We start from the raw sequence: 19,306 nt of genomic DNA, 5'->3' as shown, positions 1-19,306 counted from the left end.
GACATGGGTGACGGATTGTTCCGGTCACATGGGTAACAACCTCGTGCCGAACGGGTTGTCGATGGTTTGCAGGGTTTTCTGTTCCAAGTCGATATATCCGAGATCGTAGTCGAGGAATGAGACGAGCCATATTCCGTCGTCGACTTCCTTGATGCCGAGTTTCTGGCCGGCGAGAACGGTCGAGATGTTGACCCTTTTCCGGTGCATGCAGATTCGCCCGCAGGCGGTGACGAGCACGTCGCGGTCGTGGAACGGGTACTCGACCGGGGGCAGGCCCTGATAAGGTTTCGTCGAGGGCGTGTAGAGTTCGGCGGGATATTTCATGCCGAGCGCTTCATGCGGGCGCTCTTGGTTGAACTCGGTGACGAAGCTGTCGAACCGGTCCTGCTGCTGTAGGAAGTTCATGCGCGCCGGGCGTGTCGCCTCGGCTTTGAGCGTACGATGCATGCGTTCGTGCCGGCCGTTCTGCTGGGGGCGACCCGGCTTGATCCGTTCGATGGTGATGACCAGGCGGAGCCACCAGACGGACAGTTTGGACAGGTTGTAGAGGCCGTTGGGACTGGCGAAGGGAACGCCATTGTCGGAGCGGATGGCGGCCGGGAGACCTCTTTCCCTGAACAGCCTCTCGAAGCTCTCGATGACGGGCATTTCGCGTGTCGATTCCAGCGCCTCGCAGGCGAGCAGGAAGCGCGACGCATGGTCGGTGACCGTGAGCGGGTAGCAATATCGACCGCTTCCGAGTTTGAACTCGCCCTTGAAGTCGGTGCACCAGAGCTCGTTCGGCGCGAGGCCGGGCGACAAGGATGTTCCGGACGCCTTGCCTCGCCGCTTTCTGGCGCGGGTAACAAGTCCATGGCGATCGAGCACGGCGTGAACCGTGCTGACGGACGGTACGCGATAATCCCCGTCGAGCTTGCGCACCAACAACTCCCGGATCTTGCGGGCACCCCATCCCGGCTTATCCTTCTTGGTCGCGATCAGCAGTTGTACGATCTGGTCGGGCAGCTGATTGGCGTATCGAACCGGACGGCGGGAGCGGTCACACAGCGCGACCGGCCCATTCTCGCGGTACCGACTGACGATCTTGTAGCCGGTCTTGCGAGATATGCCGAACTCCCGGCACACATCGGTCATCGGCTCGCCCTCCAATATGCGGGCCACGAAGCGCAGACGTTCGTCCATCACGGAGACTTCCTTCCACGGCATCGACACATCTCCCCTGCGATCGCAGGGGAGATGTGTCACCCATGTCTCCGGTACAGTCTGTCACCTATCTCTCGGGTCGCTCAGAAGAAGATCAAGCGGTTGAGCGATCCGAAAGGGTCGCTTTTTTGCTTATATGCCTTCGGATTGGACCAGAGTAAGCGCCACCCATCAGTAGTGGAATCGGCACTGGGCGATTTCCAACTGCTGGTCAGGGGGGCTACCGGTGACACGGTAGACCAGCCGGTCCTCCAGTGTAATACGCCGCGACCACCAGCCCTTAAGATCCCCTTTCAGAGGCTCGGGCTTGCCGGTGCCCTTGAACGGGCTGCGCTGGCATTCCTTGATCAAGTCGTTGACGCGCTGCAGAGTGTTGGGGGCGTTGGCTTGCCAATGAAGATAGTCGTCCCAAGCCGCATCGGCGAAGACGAGCTTCATGGCTCGATCAGATCGCGCGCCTCGCCCTTGCCGCTATCCAGCTGTTGTATCGCCGCCAGCAGGCGCCCGCGGTTCGCCTCAGTCGACAGCAGATGCATCGACTCCTCGATCGCGTTCCAATCGGACAGGGACACCATCACGACCGACTCCGCCTTCTGCCGCGACACGACTATGGGCGCGCGATCGGCCACGACGCGGTCCATCACCTCCTTGAGGTGCGCGCGCGTATCGGAATAGCTGATGACGTCCATGGCAATTCTCCTGCGATTTATATGTACCAATTTCTGTACAATTGCAAGAATGTCGCTTGGCGTGCTGACCTGACCAGAACGATGCTGTGCCCTGTGGCCGCACAGCTCCGGACGTCCCCCTCAGCGCACCGTCTCGCCATTGTCGATCACCATGTTCGTGCCGGTGATGTGGCGCGACTCCTCGGACGCCAGGAACAGGACGAGGTTCGCGACGTCGATCGGCTTGCCCATGCCATGGTTGCGGGTCTGCTCCATGCCGGCGCTGTCGGCGTCGAGTTCGGCCACCGCTTGTGCCGTCATCGGAGTTTCGATGCCGCCGGGCGCGATCGAGTTGCAGCGGATGCGGTAGCCCTGCTCCTGGCAGTGGATCGCGATCGACCGGCTCATCGAGATGATGCCGCCCTTGGCGCCGGCATAGGCCGGAATCTGGCTGAGGCCGATCATGCCGCCGATCGAGGCCATGTTGATGATCGATCCGCCGCCACCCTTGGTCATGTGCGGGATCGCCGCCTTGCAGCCGAGGAAGGTCCCGTCGAGCATGACGTCGACCTGGATCTTGTAGTCGGCGAAGCTCAGCCCTTCGATCGTGCCGAAGCGGACGAGGCCGGCATTGTTGACGAGGACGTCGAGCTTACCGAAGCGAGCGATCGTCTCGGCGATCACCTCGTCCCAGCGCGCCTCGCTGCGGACGTCCTGGTTCAGGTAGACCGCCCCCGGAATCTCGGCGGCGATGCGCGCGCCGAGGTCGTCCTGCACGTCGGTGATGACGACCTTCGCGCCCTCGCGTGCCAGCACGCGCGCATCCTCGGCACCCAGCCCCGACGCGCCGCCGGTGATGATCGCGACCTTGCCTTCTACCCTACCCATCGTCCTGTCTCTCCTCGCATCCGGCTCAGCGCCGGCCTTCCAGATAATCGTTGATCACTTCGTGAAAGCGGCGAACCCGCGTCTCCTGTCCGGCCAGATAGCAATCGCCGAATGCCATCGATCGCAAGCCCTTTTGCTGCGTCACCGCCAGCGACAGGTCCTGCGCCAGAAAATCGCCCTGCGCGATCGTCGTCTGATAGGTCTCGAACTCGCCGAAGCTATGCTCGGCCTCGCGATAAGGGCGCATGCCGTAGAGCGTGGGGATCTCGCTCATCCCGCGCACCGGCGGCGCCAGATACCAATAGTCGAAGGTCGACCAGTTGGGATCCTCGGCATCGGGCTCGGTCCGGAACACGTGCAGCCCCTCGGGGGTGGCGGTCAGCGTCAGATTGGGAAAGCAGGTGTGGTGCATCTGATCGGTGAGTTCGTCATCGGTCAGCCGCGCGAAATGGTCATGGCCGCGTGCTGGGCCGAGTTCCCGCCGCGCCCGCTGGAGCGCCAGCCGCCCTTCCTGCGCCCGCCCCTCATAGTCCGCCGGATCGATGTCCCACTCGCGCAGGACAGAGGCCCAGAGCGGCTTGATCTGCTGCGCGTCCGGGTAGCGCGACGAAGGCTGCAGCTTCTCGATCATCCGGTTGTGGCCGTTCGGATACATCTCGAACAGGGTCGTCGAATAATGGTCGTCGATCATCGGCTCGAACTGCGGATGGACCGAGGGGATATGATAGGCCTCGTTGAAATTGTCCGAGGCGAACTTCCAGTTGGTGTTCACCCGCAGCGTCTGCCACACGACCCGCGTGTACTTCTCGAGGTCGCGATTGGCGAACAGCGTCGGGATCGGATCGAGATAGTCGAGCAGCGCGGGCGCGTGCGGATCGAAGCTCCAGAAGATGAAGCCGCCCCATGTCTCGCAGCGCAATTCCTTGAGCGTCAGCTTGCCGCACGGATTGCCCTGCGGGAAATCCTCCGGGTCCTGCACCTGCCCGAGCACCCCGTCGAGGCCCCATTTCCAGCCATGATAGGGGCAGGTGAACGCGCCGCTGACCGATCCCTCCGACACCGACAGCAGCCGGTTGCCGCGATGCATGCAGACATTGAAGAAAGCGCGGATGGCTCCGTCCTGCTGGCGAACCATGACCACGCTCTCGTGGCGGAAATCGTGGACGATGAAGTCGCCCGGTTCCTCCAGTTGCGACACCCGCCCGCCCAGATGCCAGACGCGCTTCCACATATGCTCCCATTCGCGGTCGGCGAACTCCTTCGACCAGTAACGGTCGCCGCCGATCGGATCGCCGCGCGCGGCGGGGGGACGAGCGTCTGGGTGGACCGGATAGCCGGTCCGGCTTTCGGCGAGCGTGGCCATGGCGATATCCTGAAGCGAGGGGTCAGCGGGTCGCGTGGATCTCGGCGAGCGATCCCGGCAGCGGCATCATCGAGAACATCGAATAGCGGCGACATTGCCAGCCGGCCGGCGTCTCGACCGCATCGAAGCGATACTGCACCTGCACCTCGACGCTGTTGCCGTCCTTGGCGCGACCCATGCCGATCACATAGGCGCTCATCGACGCGGTCGCGCCGTCATAGGCGTTCGGTCTAAAATTGGTGATATAATGGGCATGGTGGCTCATGTCGGCGAAGACCCGGTCGAAGAAGGCCTTCATCTCCCCGCGTCCGTTCATCACCGGCAGGCCGATCGCCGAGAAATCGAGCACGGCATCCTCGGTGAACAGGTCGAGCAACGCGTCGACGTCGCCCAGGCGGTCGACCGCATAGCAATAGGCAGTCATCAGGTCCTGGAGCGCGACGCGCACCTCCATCGGCATGCCGGTCATGCGATATGTCCTTTGCTGTTCAAAAAAACGGGGCCGACCACGAGGAGATGTGCAGCCGGCCCCTCCGCCATCACCAGCGGACCTTGAAATCCAGGCCATATTCGCGCGGGTTGCCGAGCGACGCGAGCGTGCCGATCCCGACCAGATTGAGCTTCTGGCCGTAATATTTCTCGTTGAAGAGGTTGCGGCTCCATGCACCGATCGACCAGCGTTCGCCATCGGGCGACCAGGACAGCGACGCGTTCGCCAGATCGATCGACTGAACGAGTTCGGACGGCCGACCGGTGAAGGCGGTGAACTTGCTGCTGGTATAACTGTAATTGCCGGTCGCGGTGACGGTGCCCCCGCCCAGCGGCTGCTGGATGGTGAAGCCGACATTGGTGTTCCACTTCGGCGAATTCATCAGCCGGTTGCCGGCATAGCTGACCGCGACCGTCTGACCCGTCGCATCGAGCACGAAGGTGTCGTACTTGGTGTAATAAGCGTCGAGATAGGCGACCGAGCCGTTGAAGGTGATGCCCTCGACCGGAACGAGCGTCGCCTCCAGCTCGACGCCCTTGGTCTTGGCGCCACCGGCGTTGCGGATCGAGGCCGAGTTGCGACCGTCGAGATAGGTCAGGTTCTGCGTGACCTGCATGTTCTTGTAGTCGTTGTAGAACAGCGCCAGATTCAGGCGCAGGTGGCGGTCGAACAGGTCCGCCTTGGCGCCCACCTCATAGGTGTCGAGATGCTCGGGGTCGAACGGGCCGATGTCCTGCGCCACCGCGATGCGGCCCGTGAAGCCGCCCGATTTGAAGCCGCGCGCATGATAGCCATAGAGCAGCACCGTCGGGGCAGCCTGCCAATCTACGCCGATCTTGTAGCCGACGTCGTCCCACGACTTGGCGCCGCTCGCGGAGATCAGCGAACCCGGGATCAGCGGATCGTTGAAGCTCGACAACCCACCGGGCGTCGTCGTGAAGCTGTTCGCGGTGGTCGAAGTCGCGGTCGTCTTCTCATGGCTCACGCGGACGCCGCCCTGCAGGCGGACCGTATCGGTCAGCTGGACATAAAGCTGCGCGAAGCCCGAGATCGACCAGTTCTTCTGCCGCTGGGTCTGCGGCTGGCCGAGGCCGCGCAGGAAGCCGTCGAGCTTGCCGCCCTGGAGGAGCCTGTATTTCTGGCTGAAGTAGAAGGCACCCGCGACCAGCTTGATGCGGTCGTTGATGTCGCTGTGCAGGCGCAGTTCCTGCGACAGCTGGTGCTGCTTGGTCTGGCGGCGGGTCTGCAGCAGGATCGCGGTCTGCGCGTCGTCGTCGCTGTAGAGATCATTGTCATATTCGCGATAGCTGCTGATCGCGACCAGTTCGCCGATTCCGGTTTCGATATTCTGGGTGAGCGTCACCGCATAGCTGTCGCGGTTGTTGTAATCCGGCTGGTCGAGGCTCTGCCCGCGGCGGAAATTGATGCCCTGATCGGTCTCGCCGGGAGCGTAGAAGAGTTCGCCCGGGCCTGCGATGATCACGCCGGTCTGCGATCCGTTCCGGCTGCGGTCATATTGGCCGATCAGCGTCGCATTATAGCCGTCGCCCGTATATTTCAGATAGGGGCGCACCGAGGTCATGTCGCGCTTGCCCAGGCGGCGATTGTCGCCATAGGCGCGGAAGAAGCCGTCCGAACCTGTGTGCAGCACGCTCACCTTGCCGGCCAGTGCATCGCTGATCGGGAAGTTGATCGCGGCGTTCAGGTCGATCCGGTTGTAATTGCCATAGACGATCTGCGCCTCGCCGCCGAACTCGCCGGTCGGCTGCTTGGTGATGACGTTGACGACGCCGCCGGTCGTGTTGGCCCCGAACAGCGTCCCCTGCGGACCGCGCAGCACCTCGACCCGCTCCACGTCGAACAGCGACAGCAGGGCCGCCGTATTCACGCCGACGGGTACGCCGTCGACCACCACCGACACGGTCGTCCCGACATAGGGATCGGCGTCGTTCACGCCGACGCCGCGGATAGTGAACACTGCCGAGTCCGGCGAGTTGGAAAAGCTGTTGATCTGGACGTTGGGGATCGTGTTGGCGAGGCCCTGCACGTCGCGCACCTGGGCGCGTTCGAGCGCCACGCCACTCACCGAGGTCACCGCAATCGGGACTCGCTGGATGTTCTCCGAACGCTTCTGCGCGGTGACGACGATGTCCTCGACGCCAGATGTGACGGCTTCTTCCGCAGCTGCCGGCGACTGTGCCATCGCGATCGACGACCAGCCCGCCAGAGCCGTTCCGACCAGCGCCGCGCGCGCGAAACCCTTGATTCCCCTCATGCTCGCTCTCCCAACTTCCGACCGCTTCTGGCAGTTCGGCTTCATCTATGGTGCATTTGCACCATTTCAGCGGGGAGCGTCAGCTGTGCAAATGATTAGCTTGCTCGGTCTGCCCGTCCGAGAAGCGCGTCGATGCCGCCGACAAGGAAATCCTCGAGATGATCGTAAAGGTCGGCAATGGCGTCGGCCGACCGGACGATCCGGGAGCGCGCCAGTTGCGAGTCCACATTGGCGTAGACCGACAGCAGGTTGGCCTCGATCAGATAATAGGCCGCGCGCGTACGCGCCGCGCCAGCCTGCGGATAGAGGCGGGCCAGTTGCCTGATGATACGTTCGTTGAGCGGTTGGAAGGACTGTCCGTGGCTGCGCACATAATCGGGCTGGTCGAAGCTCATCGTGCTGAGCGCGAGCATGCGGAGATAGCGGTGCCGTCCGGCATCATCCGCCGACAACCATGCCCTCGAAACCGACATCCCAGCACGCACGACCGCGCGGAGATCGGCCTGCCCCGCCTTCACGCTCGCCTCCATGCCCTCGACCGCCGCAGCATAGTCGGCCGTCACCTGCTCGAGCCGGCGATCGAGAACGCCGACGAAGACGTCTTCCTTCGTCGGGAAATAATGCTGGAGCTGCCCCATCTGAACGCCGGCCTCATCCATGATCTGGCGAAGCGACACGCCCTCGAAGCCACGCTCCGAAAATTGCCGCTCGGCCGCGTCGAGGATCGCCGACCGTGTCTTGAGGCCTTTCGACGTCAGCCGCTTGGCTGGCGGGGCTTCTTCAATCGAGGTGCTGCTCGTGCGGGGCATCGACCTTGCGTAGCCATGGCCCGCACGCTCGGCAAGCGGCCCGGCAAGCGCCGGGCCAGCCGCCTTACGCCATCAGAGGCTGTAGAAGTCGGGGAAACGCTTGAGCAGTTCGCCGATCTCGTTATCCGACACGTTGAACTCGAAGCCTTCCTCGTCGCCCTTGCGGCGATAGCCATAGACGTTCGTCCACAACCAGCCGGGGGTACCGTTCACCGGATAAACCTCCCAGGTCAGGTGGCAGAGCGCGGCATCTTCGGATACCGGCACGATCTTGTAGTCGATCAGGCGGATGTCGGTGCCGACTCCCGACCGGCCGAAGCGGGCAACCTGATCGGTGCAGGCCGCGTCCGCGGTCGCGCGATCCTCGAAGCTGTGCACATGGCCCAGCGTGAAGGAGATATAGGGAAACAGATAATGGCCGGCGATGGCGCGGCCATCCTTGTCGAGCATCGCCTGCCCGTAGCTGCGACACAGCCCTTCGGGGCCCTTCAGCGCGGTGGTCGTCGTCATGCCTTCCTCTCCCGTCCTGCAGCAGTCAGCCTTTGAAAACCTTGAAGATCCAGTCCCAATAGCCGGGCTCCGGACCGTCCTCGAAGCCGAAATCCGCCCGGATGTCGTCGATCTGGCGGTCGAGATGGTCCTCCCAGCGGACCATGAACAACGGCTTCTTCTGCTTGGCCCCCAGCGCATAGCCCCGGGCGAAGCCCTCGAGGAGCGACGGCAACGCCTTGGGATAATGCAGCCCCGCGCGGCTGAGCGAGGTCGACATCAGCACCGTGCCGTAGAGGTTCAGCTCATGCGCGAAATCGGTCGAGAAATAATTGGCGTTGGCGATCGTGTTGGCGACGATCAGCGCGATCTCGCCCACCTGGCTCGGGCAGAGGCCGGTGACCATATGCTCGATGTCGTGGTTCTGTGCACGCCGCTTGAGCAGGAACTCATAATCGTTGCGCGGGGCATCCTTGAACAGGAAATCGATCTGGTAGCCGCTTTCCGCGATAAAGGCATGGATGCGCGCGCCCAGTGTGCCCGGCGCGCAATGCGCGGTCTGCTCGGCGGTGAAGTCGGACACGAAGCGCTCGTCGAGCCAGGCAGCGAATTCGGGCAGCCGGGCCTTCTCGGCCGCCAGCAGCTCCATCGTCCGCACCGGATCGACCACCTCGCCCATGGCGCGCGACAACGTCGGAATCAGATAGGCATCGGGCAGGTCGTGGCCGTCGCGCTTCAGTCCCATTTGCGCATAGACGTCGCGGAACAGCGGGCTGTTCAGATATTTGGAATTGCTGATCAGCACGCTCGACGTCACCGGCTCGGCGGCGCCCATCAGATAGGCGGCTTCGTCGGCCGCGAGATTGGTTTCTACGTTCATCAGCTGTCCTCTCGCTTCATTCTGGTCATGAAGGCCGGCTCTTCGATGTCGAGCACCGCCCAGCTTCGTCCGATCAGGTCGGCGGCGTTGCCGACCCCGGCGCGCGCCATCACCCGGCGCATGCCCTCCGCATCGATCTGCACCTTCGATCGCCCGCCATTGGCAAAGCGCAGGGTGATCACCAGCGCGGCCTCGCCGTCATGCGTCGGCGTCAGGCACAGCGCTTCGATCATCGCCCCGTCGCTCACGCCCCGGCAGGCGCCTGCGGCGGCTCGATGAACAAGATGTCCGACGGCGTGATCACGCTGGCCGGGCGGAAGACGAGGAACAGGTTCCAGCTCTTGAGTTGCTCGACCGCCGCCTCGACCGGGGTGTCAGGCATCACCCGCGCGGCGATGCTCGGCCAGTCGTCGCCGCTCTGCGGCTGGATGAAGCGACGGCGCGGGGGAAGCGAAACGCTCATGCACTCTGCCTTTCGGTGATCTGGCCGGCGCGCGCCGGGGCATAGCCGTCGTCCCGGCTATAGGCCTGCACGCCGTTGACGAAGACGCGGTCGATGCCGCTGGCGCGGCGGATGTAGCGGAAGCCCGGAGCGGGCAGATCCTCCACGGCGATCTCCGGGCCGCGATCGATCGTCTGGGGATCGAACAGCACGATGTCGGCCGCATAGCCCGGTCGCAGCAGGCCGCGGTCGCGCAGGCCCCACACCTGCGCCACGTCATGGGTCAGCTTGCGCACCGCAGTCTCCAACGGCATCGCCCCGAAGCCGCGGACATAGCGGCTGAACAGATAGCCGGTGTCGCCATAGGTGGCGAAATTGGTGACATGGGCCCCGCCATCGCCCGCACCGATGCCGATCAGCGGGTCCGCCAGCATCTTGGCGATCTTGGCGTCGTCATTATGACCGATCGCGTCGAGCCCGTAGGAGGTGGCGAGATTATCGGCGAGCGCGATGTCGATGATCACCTCGGCGATGTGGCATCCGCGTTCCTCGGCAAGGTCACCCACGCGCCGGCCCATCAGCGCCGCATCAGGGGTTCCCATCCGCTTCACATAGGCGTCGGCGAAGTCGATCTGCAGGCCTATCGGCATGAAGAAATTGTCCATCTCCGCCGCCAGAGCCTGCCGCCGTTCCGGATCGCGCAAGACAGCGAGCTTTTCGTCGTGCGGCAGCAGGGTCATCGCCCACCAGCCCGGCAGCGTCGCGAAGGTCGACATCGGCGCACCGAGGTCGAAGGACAGATCGATCGGCCGGGTCTGCATCTGCGGCACGACGCGCGCGCCATGGGCGCTCTGCAACCGGATCCGGTCGAGGGCGATGCCGACCAGTTCGGGCGAGGCGTTGCTGTCGAACAGCGGTGAGAAGGTCGTCGAAATGCCATGCTTGCGCGACAGATCGGCAAGGAGGTCGATCCGCGCGCAGAGCATGTCAGCGTCCCAGAATTCGGGGACCATCTGCAGGATGCCGCCCTTCTTGCCGAGCGTCGCGCACAGGGCGTCGAGTTCGGCCGGTTCGGCCATGCGTGCAGGCACCGGACGGTTTTCATGATCGATGTCGACCCACGAGCCGCTCATCCCGACTGCGCCAGCATCAAGGCATTCGGCAAGGAGAACGCGCATCTGCGTGATCTCGGCATCGGTCGCCGCCCGCTCACGGGCATCGAGGCCCATCACCCACAGCCGCAGCAGGCTGTGCCCGACCAGCGGCGCGACGTTGACGCCGAGCCGCGGTTTGATCGCCGCGAGATAGTCGGCGAAGCTCTCCCACGACCAGGTCAGGCCTGCGTCGAAGGCGTTCTTGGGCATCTCCTCGATCTTGCGAAAGGTAGCGCCCAGCAACTCGCGATGCTCGGCCTTGAGCGGCGCCAGGCTGAGCGAGCAATTGCCCGGCATCACCGTGGTTACGCCATGTTCGAGGGAGGGCTGCGCCTGCCCGTCCCAGACTAGTTGGGCATCATAATGGGTATGCGGATCGATGAAGCCGGGGGCGATGACCCGCCCGCCCGCGTCGACCGTCTCGCGCGCCTCACCCTGGATTTCACCGATCGCCACGATGCGTCCGTCGCGCACCGCGACGTCGCCCCTAAAGGCCGGTGCGCCGCTGCCGTCGCAGACCAGGCCATTGCGTATCACCAGATCGAGCATGGCATTCCCTCCTGTCCCGCCCGTGCTTTGCGCATCGAATGGCGGCTCTCGACAAAAAAGGTACATACTGTCCCGTAAAAAGCAAGCGAGTCGGTGGCGCACGCTGGACTTGCCCGGCATCGCCGTGGCAGCGTGCCGCGATGGACATGACGAGCGAAAAGGTCGCGACACGCAGCCGGGGGCGCCCGCGCGATGCGGATATCGACCGCCGGATCATCGATGCGGCGCGGACGCTGCTCGCCGAAGGCGGCTATCATGCGCTCGCCTTCGACAGCATCTCGCAGATGACCGACATTCCGCGTTCGATGATCTACCGCCGCTGGCCGACAAAGGCGCATCTGGCGAACGAGATTGCGACCGGCGGCGGCGAGTCCTTTCCCGACGTGATCGACCGGGACGGTCTAAAGGCGCAGGTCGCGCTGCTCGCCGGGCAGATCTTCGAGCGCTATCGGCGTCCCGACATCGGCGCAGCGGCGGTCGGCGTCATCGCCTCGACGCAGGGCGACCGCGCGCTGCAGGCGGAATTGCAGCATGACAGCGAACGCGACGCGCGGGCGCGCATGGCGTCGATCGTGGACAAGGGAAAGGCGGCAGGCCTGGTCGCGGGCGACTGCGATCCCGACGCGTTGTTCGACATGATGGTGGGCACGCTGCTCTACCGGGCCCTGTTCAGCCTGGAGACGCCGCCCGCCGACTATGTCGAGCGCGTCACGCACCTCGTCGTCGACGGGGTCGCTATCCGCGATAAACGGTAAGGCGGCGACCGCCGGCTGCCCGGACGGTCGCCGTAGATAGCGTCAGGCCGGCTCGCCCGCCTGCACCGCCCGCGCCTCGCGCAGCACGGCTTCGGCCAATTCGGGGCGGCAGATGATCAGGTCGGGCAGGTAGACGTCTTCCTGATTATAGCGCAGCGGCGAACCGTCGACCCGCGAGCAGAACAGGCCATGCGCCGCCGCGACCGCGACCGGCGCGCAGCTGTCCCATTCATATTGCCCGCCCGTGTGGAGGTAGATGTCGGCCTCGCCGCGCACCACCGCCATCGCCTTGGCACCAGCCGACCCCATCGCCACCAGTTCGGCGCCGAGCCGCTCGGCGACCTCGACCGCCTCGCGCGCGGGCCGCGTGCGGCTGACGAGCATTCGCAGCGGCTGGTTGGCGGGGGGCAAGCGCTGCGGCCGGTCGGTCCGCAAAACCAGATTCAGCCCCGGCAACGCGACCGCGCCGACAGTCGCCACGCCATCGATAGCCAGGCCGACATGCACCGCCCAGTCTTCGCGCTCCTCGCCATATTCGCGGGTGCCGTCGACCGGGTCGACGATCCACACCCGCGACTGCGAGAGCCGCTCGGCATTGTCCTTTTCCTCCTCCGACAGCAGCCCGTCGTCGGGCCGCTGCGCCCGCAGGGCGTGGCAGAGGAACTGGTTGGCGGTCTGGTCGCCGGCCTTGCCCAGCGCCTTGGCCGGGAACATGCCGCTGGCGCGCACTTCGAGCAGCAGCTTGCCCGCGACCTCGGCAAGGTGCGCCGCGAGTTCGGCGTCGGTCATCGCACCGCTCATGGGATCAGCCTGCGGATGATTTCCTCGGCCGCTTCCTCAGCGGTCATCGACGTGGTGTCGATGCGGATCTCGGGATCTTCCGGCGCCTCATAAGGGCTGTCGATGCCGGTGAAGTTCTTCAACTGGCCCGACCGTGCCTTGGCATAGAGGCCCTTCACATCGCGCGATTCGGCATCGGCCAGGGGCGTATCGATATGCACCTCGATGAACTCACCCGGCGCCATCATCGACCGCACCATGTCGCGCTCCGCCCGGAAGGGCGAAATGAAGGCGGTGATCACGATCAGCCCGGCATCGGTCATCAGCTTGGCGACCTCGCCCACGCGGCGGATATTCTCCACGCGGTCGGCGTCGGTGAAGCCCAGGTCCTTGTTCAGGCCATGGCGCACATTGTCGCCGTCGAGCAGGAAGGTGTGGCGGTTCATCCGCGCCAGCTTCTTCTCGACGATGTTCGCGATGGTCGACTTGCCCGCACCCGACAGACCGGTGAACCACAGCACCGCCGGCTTCTGATGCTTCATCGCGGCATGATGCTCGCGCGAAATGTCGGTTGCCTGCCAGTGGACATTCTGTGCGCGCCGCAGCGAGAAGTGCAGCATGCCCGCAGCGACGGTCGCGTTGGTGATCTTGTCGATCAGGATGAAGCCGCCCAGCGAACGGTTCTCGCCATAAGGCTCGAACACCAGGCTGCGGTCGGTCGACAGATTGGCGACGCCGATGGCGTTGAGCTCCAGCGTCTTCGCCGCCAGATGCTCCATCGTGTTGACGTTGACCTGATATTTCGGTGCCTGGATGCTGGCCGAGATGGTCTGCGCCCCGAGCTTCAGCCAATAGGGCCGGCCGGGCAGCATTTCCTCGTCCGACATCCACACGATCGTGGCCTCGAACTGGTCGGCGGCCTGCGGGGGATTGTCGGCAGCCGCGATGACGTCGCCGCGCGAGCAGTCGATCTCGTCTGCGAGCGTGATCGTCACCGATTGGCCGGCGACACCCGCATCGAGATCGCCGTCGAGCGTCACGACCCGCGCCACGGTCGAGGTCTTGCCCGAGGGCAGCACGCGGATCTTGTCGCCGGGCTTGACGGTGCCGGTCGCGATCAGCCCGGAGAAACCCCGGAAGTCGAGATTGGGGCGATTGACCCACTGCACCGCCATGCGGAACGGCTTGTCCTGATCGGACACCTGGTCGACCTCGACGGTCTCCAGATGCTCCATAAGCGCCGGGCCGCTATACCAGGGCGTGTTCGGCGACGGGCCGGTGATGTTGTCGCCCTTGAAGCCCGAAATCGGCATGGCGACGAACTCGCGGATGCCGATCGAGTCGGCGAAGGCGCGATAGTCGGCGACGATGTCGTCGAAGATCTTCTGGTCGTAGCCGACCAGATCCATCTTGTTCACCGCCAGCACGATGTGACGGATCCCGATCAGATGGGCGAGATAGCTGTGGCGTCGCGTCTGCGTCAGCACGCCCTTGCGCGCGTCGATCAGGATGACCGCCAGGTCTGCGGTCGACGCGCCGGTGACCATGTTGCGCGTATATTGTTCGTGGCCGGGGGTGTCGGCGACGATGAACTTGCGCTTCTCGGTCCCGAAGAAGCGATAGGCGACGTCAATCGTGATGCCCTGCTCGCGCTCGGCGGCAAGACCGTCGACGAGCAGCGCGAAGTCGATCTCCTGCCCTTGCGTGCCGACCCGCTTGCTGTCGGCTTCGAGCGCGGCGAGCTGATCCTCGAAGATCATCTTGCTGTCATAGAGCAGGCGACCGATCAGCGTCGACTTGCCGTCGTCGACCGAACCGCAGGTGATGAAGCGCAGCAGCGTCTTGTGCTGGTGGAGCTTCAGATAGGCGTCGATGTCCTCGGCGATCAGGGATTCGACCTGATAGACGCTGTCCCCGGAGGTGGCGTTGAGCGTGCTCATCAGAAATAACCCTCCTGCTTCTTCTTTTCCATGCCGGCGCCGCCGGCATCCTTGTCGATCACGCGTCCCTGGCGTTCGGACGTGGTCGTCAGCAGCGTTTCCTGGATCACTTCGGACAGCGTCTTGGCCTCGCTTTCGACCGCACCGGTCAGCGGGAAGCAGCCAAGCGTCCGGAACCGGATCGACCGCTCGGTGATCTCCGGGCGCTTGCCCATCACCTTCTCGAGGCGCTCGATATCGTCGGCCATGAACAGCTGCCCTTCCCATTCGAAGGTCGGGCGCTTGTCGGCGAAATAGAGCGGGACGATGGGGATGTCGTTGAGCTGGATATATTGCCAGATATCGAGCTCGGTCCAGTTGGAGATCGGGAAGACGCGGATGCTCTCGCCTTTGTTCTTCCGCGCATTGTAGAGGTTCCACAGCTCGGGGCGCTGGTTCTTCGGGTCCCAGCGATGGTTGGCCGAGCGGAAGCTGAACACGCGCTCCTTGGCACGGCTCTTCTCCTCGTCGCGGCGCGCGCCACCGAAGGCGGCATCGAAGCCATAGAGATCGAGCGCCTGCTTCAGCCCCTCGGTCTTCCACATGTCGGTGTGGAGCGGACCATGGTCGAACGGGTTGATACCGCGCTCCTCCGCTTCCGGGTTCTGATAGACGAGCAGCTCCATGCCGCTCTCTTTCGCCATCCGATCGCGCAGCTCGTACATCGCCTTGAATTTCCAGGTCGTGTCGACATGCAGCAACGGGAAAGGCGGCGGCGACGGATAGAAGGCCTTGCGGGCGAGGTGCAGCATCACCGCCGAATCCTTGCCGACCGAATAGAGCATCACCGGCTTCTCGCACTCGGCGACGACCTCACGGATGATGTGGATCGATTCGGCCTCGAGACGTTCGAGATGGGTCAGGGTTTTGGGATCGGAAGCCATGCAGCACCCTCCTCATTTGTGGTTCCCCGCCATCTTACAGGGATGACTTTCGACTGAACCTCCCATATGGGAGATCCATGGCTCTTACGCGCACCGACGAAACGGAATTGCTGACCGCGCTGCACGAGGGGATGCATGAGACGCCGCGCTGGCAGACCTTCCTCGAACGCCTCCGTCGCCGCACCCGCGCCGACTATGTCTCGCTGATCTTCGCCCAGGGCCAAGCGCCGATGTACAAGGCGACCGAGGTTCATGCCGGGCGCAATATCCGCGCCGAGGCGCAGAAGCTGGAGGAACTCGCGCGGCTCGATCCGATTCCTTATGGCCGGCTGCGCCCCGGTCGGGTCTATTCGCCCGACGAACTGCTCGACCCGGCCGACCCGCGCTATGACCGCTTCCGGCACGAATATCTGTCGCAGATCGGCGTCAATCATAGCCGCTTCATGCGGGTGACCGAGCCGGGCGGCGCGAGCGCCTGGGCGGTTCTCCTGCGCGAGCGCGACAATTTCGTCGCCGCCGACGCGGCGGTGCTTGCCGCGCTGGAACCGCATCTCGCCATCGCGCTGCGCAATTTCGCGACGCTGGAGCGCGAGCGGATGCGCGCCAATGTCGGCGAGGATGTGCTGCGGCGCGCCGGGCTCGCCTGGGCCGTGCTCGGCACCGAGGGCTCGGTCATCGCCAGTTCTCCCGACGCCCGCCCGATATTGTCACCCGGCGGCGCGCGCATCGTCGCGGGCACGGCCGAGGCCGAGCGGAAGCTGGCTCGACTGATCGAGGCCTTCACCGCACAGCCGCATGGCGAGCCGCAGGTGGTCCCACTGGAGGACGATGCCGAACGCGGGCTGGTCGCGCTGCCGATGCCTGATCGGCCACTGACCGCGCTGACCATGCCTGCTTATGTCGCAGTCGTCCGCCTGCCGCGCGAACGCGACGACCGCCATGCCGCGCTGCTATCGGCGCTACACGGCCTGACCGACAGCGAGGCACGCCTCGCCATCGCTCTGTCGCGGGGGGAGTCTATCGCCGATGCGGCGCTCCTTCTGGGTCTAACCCTGGAAACCGCGCGCAACTATTCAAAGCGGGCCTATGCCAAGACCGGGACGACCGGTCAGGCCGACCTCGTCCGCCTCGTTCTCGAAAGCGTCGCGCTGCTCGCCTGACCAGCGGTCAGGCTGGCTCGGCGACCCGCTGCGACGCCTTGGCTAATAACGCTGCCGACGTGCCCGCCTTACGCCCGAAGAAGGTGCAGTCAGCCAGACTCATGCCCGAGCTGTAGCCATGCCCCCAACGCGGCAGCCCCGAGGTCGCGCGTCCCGCCGCGAACAGGCCGGGAACCGGCTCGCCACCGCGGTCGAGCACTTCACCCGTCGGCAGGGTCGAGAGCCCGCCAAGGGTGAAGAAGGAAAAATAGCTGGTCGCGAAGTTGAGTTCGAGCGCAGCAAAAGGCGGCTCGTCGAGCACCTTCAGCCATTTGGCCGACTTGTGCCAGACGGGGTCATGTCCCTCGGCCGCATAGCGGTTGAAGGTCCGCACCGTGGCGGTCAGCGTGTCGGCCGGCAGGCCCAGTTCGGCTTCGACCTCTTCCCAGGTCTCGCCGACCGCCGCGATGTCGATCCGGGCCAATTCGATCGGTCGCGCGAAGATCGCATTGTCGACCAGCAGCCAGACGCGGTCGCCCGGCTGGTCGATCATCGTGCGGCTGACGCGGCCATGATAGCAGTCCTCGTTCATGAACCGCTGTCCGTTGCGGTTGACGAAGATCCCCTTCACGAGGCTTTCGGGCATGATCCACGGACAGGTGGTGAAGAACTCGTCCATGTGGATCGCGTCGCCGCCAGCGCCCATGCCCATCAATATGCCCGAGCCGTTGTCATTCTCGCCGATCGGGTTGGCGAGCTTGATCGCTTCGGGGGCGTAGCGGCGGAGCATGTCCTGATTCATGCAAAAGCCGCCCGTGCAGATCACGGTAGCGCCCGCGCGGACATAATGGTCCTTGTTGTCGATCCGCACGACCAGTCCGACGATCGCGGGACCATCGGCGATCAGCGAGACGACGCGGGCATCGACGCGCACGTCGACCCCGGCCTCGCGCACGTTGCGCTCCAATATGTCGACGAGCTTGCGGCCGCCGCCCCAGCCCTCGAACTGGATGACATGGCCGCGCGGTGCGGGCTGCGCCTGTTCGCAGAAGGGCCAGGCCTCTTCGCTGCCCGACCAGATCAGCGTGTCGTCGGTCGCGGGCTCGATAATCTTGCCGGGTACGAAAGTGCCCTTGTACGGCACGCCCTGCGCCTTCAGCCATTCATAATGCGACAGGCTTTCGGACGCATAGAGTTCGCATTTCGCGTGGTCGGCGTCCGGGCCGCCCGCCATCTTCAGATAGGCGGCGAGCGCCTCCGGGCTGTCCTCGAAGCCGGCGGCACGCTGCACGTCGGAGCCGCCACCGATATAGATTTCCCCGCCCGAGAGCGCCGAGGCGCCGCCGCTGCCCGATCCCATCTCGAACAGCGTGACCGACGCATCGCCGCGCGCGGCTTCGAGCGCCGCGCAGGCGCCCGACGCGCCGAAGCCGATCACAGCGACGTCGGTCTCGATGTCCCACCGGGCGACCTCGCCCACGCCAAGCGGCCGATGGAGCGAGGGGCTGGTCATTGCGCGGTCTCTCTTTCCTTGAGCATGTCGAGCGCGACATCGACGATCATGTCCTCCTGCCCGCCGACCATCCGTCGGCGGCCGAGTTCGACAAGGATCGTGCGGGTGTCGAGGCCATAGGTTTCGGCCGCCTTCTCCGCATGGCGCAGGAAGGAGGAATAGACGCCGGCATAGCCGAGCGCGAGCGTCTCGCGGTCGACCCGCACCGGGCGGTCCTGCAGCGGACGGACGAGGTCCTCCGCCGCGTCCATCAGCGCCATGACGTCGCAGCCATGGTTCCAGCCCTTGCGGTCGACGGCGGCGACGAAGACTTCGAGCGGCGCATTGCCCGCGCCCGCGCCCATGCCGGCCAGGCTGGCGTCGATGCGAACCGCGCCTTCCTGTGCGGCGACGATCGAGTTGGCGACGCCCAACGAGAGATTGTGGTGCGCGTGCATGCCGCGCTCCGTCTCGGGCTTGAGCACCCGGTCATAGGCCTGGAAGCGCGCGCGGATGCCATCCATGTCGAGCGCGCCGCCGCTGTCGGTGACATAGACGCACTGCGCGCCATAGCTCTCCATCAGCAGCGCCTGCTGCGCCAGCGCCTCGGGCTCGATCATGTGGCTCATCATCAGGAAGCCCGACACGTCCATGCCCAGATCACGGGCGATGCCGATATGCTGCTTGGACACGTCGGCCTCGGTGCAGTGCGTGGCCACGCGGACCGAGCGCACGCCCAGATCATAGGCCCGCTTCAGTTCCTCGACCGTACCGACCCCCGGCAGGATCAGCGTGGTGAGGACCGATTTCTCCAGCACGTCTGCGACGGCTTCGAGCCATTCCCAGTCGGTGTGCGCGCCGAAGCCGTAATTGAAGCTGGCGCCTGACAGACCGTCGCCATGGGCAACCTCGATCGCGTCGACGCCGGCCGCATCGAGCGCCTTGGCGATCGCGCGGACATGGTCGATCCCGTACATGTGCCGGATCGCATGCATGCCGTCGCGCAGCGTCACGTCCTGAATGTAGAGCTTGTTGCCCGCCTCTACGTCGAATCCCGCCATCTCGCG

20 protein-coding genes are annotated in these 19,306 nt (G+C 64.8%); 2 read left to right on the top strand and 18 right to left on the bottom strand.

The window, feature by feature from the left end:
• Nucleotides 1–24: 24 nt before the first annotated feature.
• The 13 genes from G6P88_RS16230 to G6P88_RS16170 form a co-directional block, all read right to left on the bottom strand.
• Nucleotides 25–1,182 (bottom strand): integrase core domain-containing protein, encoded by a 1,158-nt coding sequence (locus G6P88_RS16230; RefSeq protein ID WP_226946846.1) that lies wholly within the window; start codon nt 1,180–1,182, stop codon nt 25–27.
• A gap of 192 nt (nt 1,183–1,374) precedes the next feature.
• Nucleotides 1,375–1,641 (bottom strand): Txe/YoeB family addiction module toxin, encoded by a 267-nt coding sequence (locus G6P88_RS16225; RefSeq protein ID WP_165324104.1) that lies wholly within the window; start codon nt 1,639–1,641, stop codon nt 1,375–1,377.
• Nucleotides 1,638–1,892 carry a type II toxin-antitoxin system Phd/YefM family antitoxin gene (locus tag G6P88_RS16220; RefSeq protein ID WP_165324103.1) on the bottom strand — a complete coding sequence of 85 codons (255 nt, stop codon included), beginning with the start codon at nt 1,890–1,892 and terminating at the stop codon, nt 1,638–1,640. The genes G6P88_RS16225 and G6P88_RS16220 overlap by 4 nt, the downstream gene beginning before the upstream one ends.
• A gap of 120 nt (nt 1,893–2,012) precedes the next feature.
• Entirely contained in the window at nt 2,013–2,759 is a 747-nt protein-coding gene (locus G6P88_RS16215) for an SDR family oxidoreductase (protein WP_165324102.1), read from the bottom strand.
• A gap of 25 nt (nt 2,760–2,784) precedes the next feature.
• On the bottom strand, nt 2,785–4,122 hold the full coding sequence (locus G6P88_RS16210; protein ID WP_165324101.1) for an aromatic ring-hydroxylating oxygenase subunit alpha: 1,338 nt from the start codon (nt 4,120–4,122) through the stop codon (nt 2,785–2,787).
• Between the two features lie 22 nt (nt 4,123–4,144).
• Nucleotides 4,145–4,591 (bottom strand): nuclear transport factor 2 family protein, encoded by a 447-nt coding sequence (locus tag G6P88_RS16205; RefSeq protein ID WP_165324100.1) that lies wholly within the window; start codon nt 4,589–4,591, stop codon nt 4,145–4,147.
• Between the two features lie 70 nt (nt 4,592–4,661).
• Complete coding sequence (locus tag G6P88_RS16200) at nt 4,662–6,887, bottom strand: TonB-dependent receptor (RefSeq protein ID WP_165324099.1); 2,226 nt, start codon at nt 6,885–6,887, stop codon at nt 4,662–4,664.
• A gap of 95 nt (nt 6,888–6,982) precedes the next feature.
• On the bottom strand, nt 6,983–7,696 hold the full coding sequence (locus G6P88_RS16195) for a TetR/AcrR family transcriptional regulator (protein WP_165324098.1): 714 nt from the start codon (nt 7,694–7,696) through the stop codon (nt 6,983–6,985).
• Between the two features lie 72 nt (nt 7,697–7,768).
• Nucleotides 7,769–8,206, bottom strand: a complete 438-nt coding sequence (locus tag G6P88_RS16190; protein ID WP_165324097.1) for a hypothetical protein — start codon at nt 8,204–8,206, stop codon at nt 7,769–7,771.
• 25 nt (nt 8,207–8,231) lie between these two features.
• Entirely contained in the window at nt 8,232–9,065 is an 834-nt protein-coding gene (locus G6P88_RS16185) for a Coq4 family protein (RefSeq protein ID WP_165324096.1), read from the bottom strand.
• Nucleotides 9,065–9,313, bottom strand: coding sequence for a hypothetical protein (locus tag G6P88_RS16180; protein WP_165324095.1), 249 nt, complete (start codon nt 9,311–9,313; stop codon nt 9,065–9,067). The genes G6P88_RS16185 and G6P88_RS16180 overlap by 1 nt, the downstream gene beginning before the upstream one ends.
• Complete coding sequence (locus tag G6P88_RS16175; protein WP_165324094.1) at nt 9,310–9,528, bottom strand: hypothetical protein; 219 nt, start codon at nt 9,526–9,528, stop codon at nt 9,310–9,312. Before G6P88_RS16175 ends, G6P88_RS16180 begins: the two co-directional genes overlap by 4 nt.
• A complete protein-coding gene (locus G6P88_RS16170) occupies nt 9,525–11,210 on the bottom strand; it encodes an N-acyl-D-amino-acid deacylase family protein (protein WP_165324093.1) in 1,686 nt (561 codons plus the stop codon). The genes G6P88_RS16175 and G6P88_RS16170 overlap by 4 nt, the downstream gene beginning before the upstream one ends.
• Nucleotides 11,211–11,350: 140 nt before the next feature.
• Here G6P88_RS16170 and G6P88_RS16165 point away from each other — a divergent pair, with 140 nt between their 5' ends.
• Nucleotides 11,351–11,965 (top strand): TetR/AcrR family transcriptional regulator, encoded by a 615-nt coding sequence (locus G6P88_RS16165; RefSeq protein WP_226946610.1) that lies wholly within the window; start codon nt 11,351–11,353, stop codon nt 11,963–11,965.
• A gap of 42 nt (nt 11,966–12,007) precedes the next feature.
• On the opposite strand, the gene G6P88_RS16160 is transcribed toward G6P88_RS16165, so the two are convergent.
• From G6P88_RS16160 to cysD, 3 genes are read right to left on the bottom strand one after another with little or no spacing between them, the layout of a single operon-like run.
• Nucleotides 12,008–12,766 carry a 3'(2'),5'-bisphosphate nucleotidase CysQ gene (locus G6P88_RS16160; RefSeq protein WP_165324092.1) on the bottom strand — a complete coding sequence of 253 codons (759 nt, stop codon included), beginning with the start codon at nt 12,764–12,766 and terminating at the stop codon, nt 12,008–12,010.
• Complete coding sequence (gene cysN, locus G6P88_RS16155) at nt 12,763–14,685, bottom strand: sulfate adenylyltransferase subunit CysN (protein ID WP_165324091.1); 1,923 nt, start codon at nt 14,683–14,685, stop codon at nt 12,763–12,765. Before cysN ends, G6P88_RS16160 begins: the two co-directional genes overlap by 4 nt.
• Nucleotides 14,685–15,608, bottom strand: a complete 924-nt coding sequence (gene cysD / locus G6P88_RS16150; protein WP_165324090.1) for a sulfate adenylyltransferase subunit CysD — start codon at nt 15,606–15,608, stop codon at nt 14,685–14,687. The genes cysN and cysD overlap by 1 nt, the downstream gene beginning before the upstream one ends.
• 77 nt (nt 15,609–15,685) lie before the next feature.
• Between cysD and G6P88_RS16145 the strand changes: the two genes are divergently transcribed.
• Nucleotides 15,686–16,768 (top strand): helix-turn-helix transcriptional regulator, encoded by a 1,083-nt coding sequence (locus G6P88_RS16145; protein WP_165324089.1) that lies wholly within the window; start codon nt 15,686–15,688, stop codon nt 16,766–16,768.
• A 7-nt stretch (nt 16,769–16,775) separates the two neighbouring features.
• On the opposite strand, the gene G6P88_RS16140 is transcribed toward G6P88_RS16145, so the two are convergent.
• Both G6P88_RS16140 and dmpG read right to left on the bottom strand, forming a co-directional pair.
• Nucleotides 16,776–18,260, bottom strand: a complete 1,485-nt coding sequence (locus G6P88_RS16140) for an FAD-dependent oxidoreductase (RefSeq protein ID WP_165324088.1) — start codon at nt 18,258–18,260, stop codon at nt 16,776–16,778.
• Nucleotides 18,257–19,300, bottom strand: coding sequence for a 4-hydroxy-2-oxovalerate aldolase (gene dmpG / locus G6P88_RS16135; RefSeq protein WP_165324087.1), 1,044 nt, complete (start codon nt 19,298–19,300; stop codon nt 18,257–18,259). The genes G6P88_RS16140 and dmpG overlap by 4 nt, the downstream gene beginning before the upstream one ends.
• Between the last annotated feature and the right edge of the window lie 6 nt (nt 19,301–19,306).

It is taken from the genome of Rhizorhabdus phycosphaerae (assembly GCF_011044255.1).
GTDB lineage: Bacteria > Pseudomonadota > Alphaproteobacteria > Sphingomonadales > Sphingomonadaceae > Rhizorhabdus > Rhizorhabdus phycosphaerae.
Note: the sequence above shows the minus strand (reverse complement) of the source record. Positions and strands in the feature narration are given on the sequence as shown.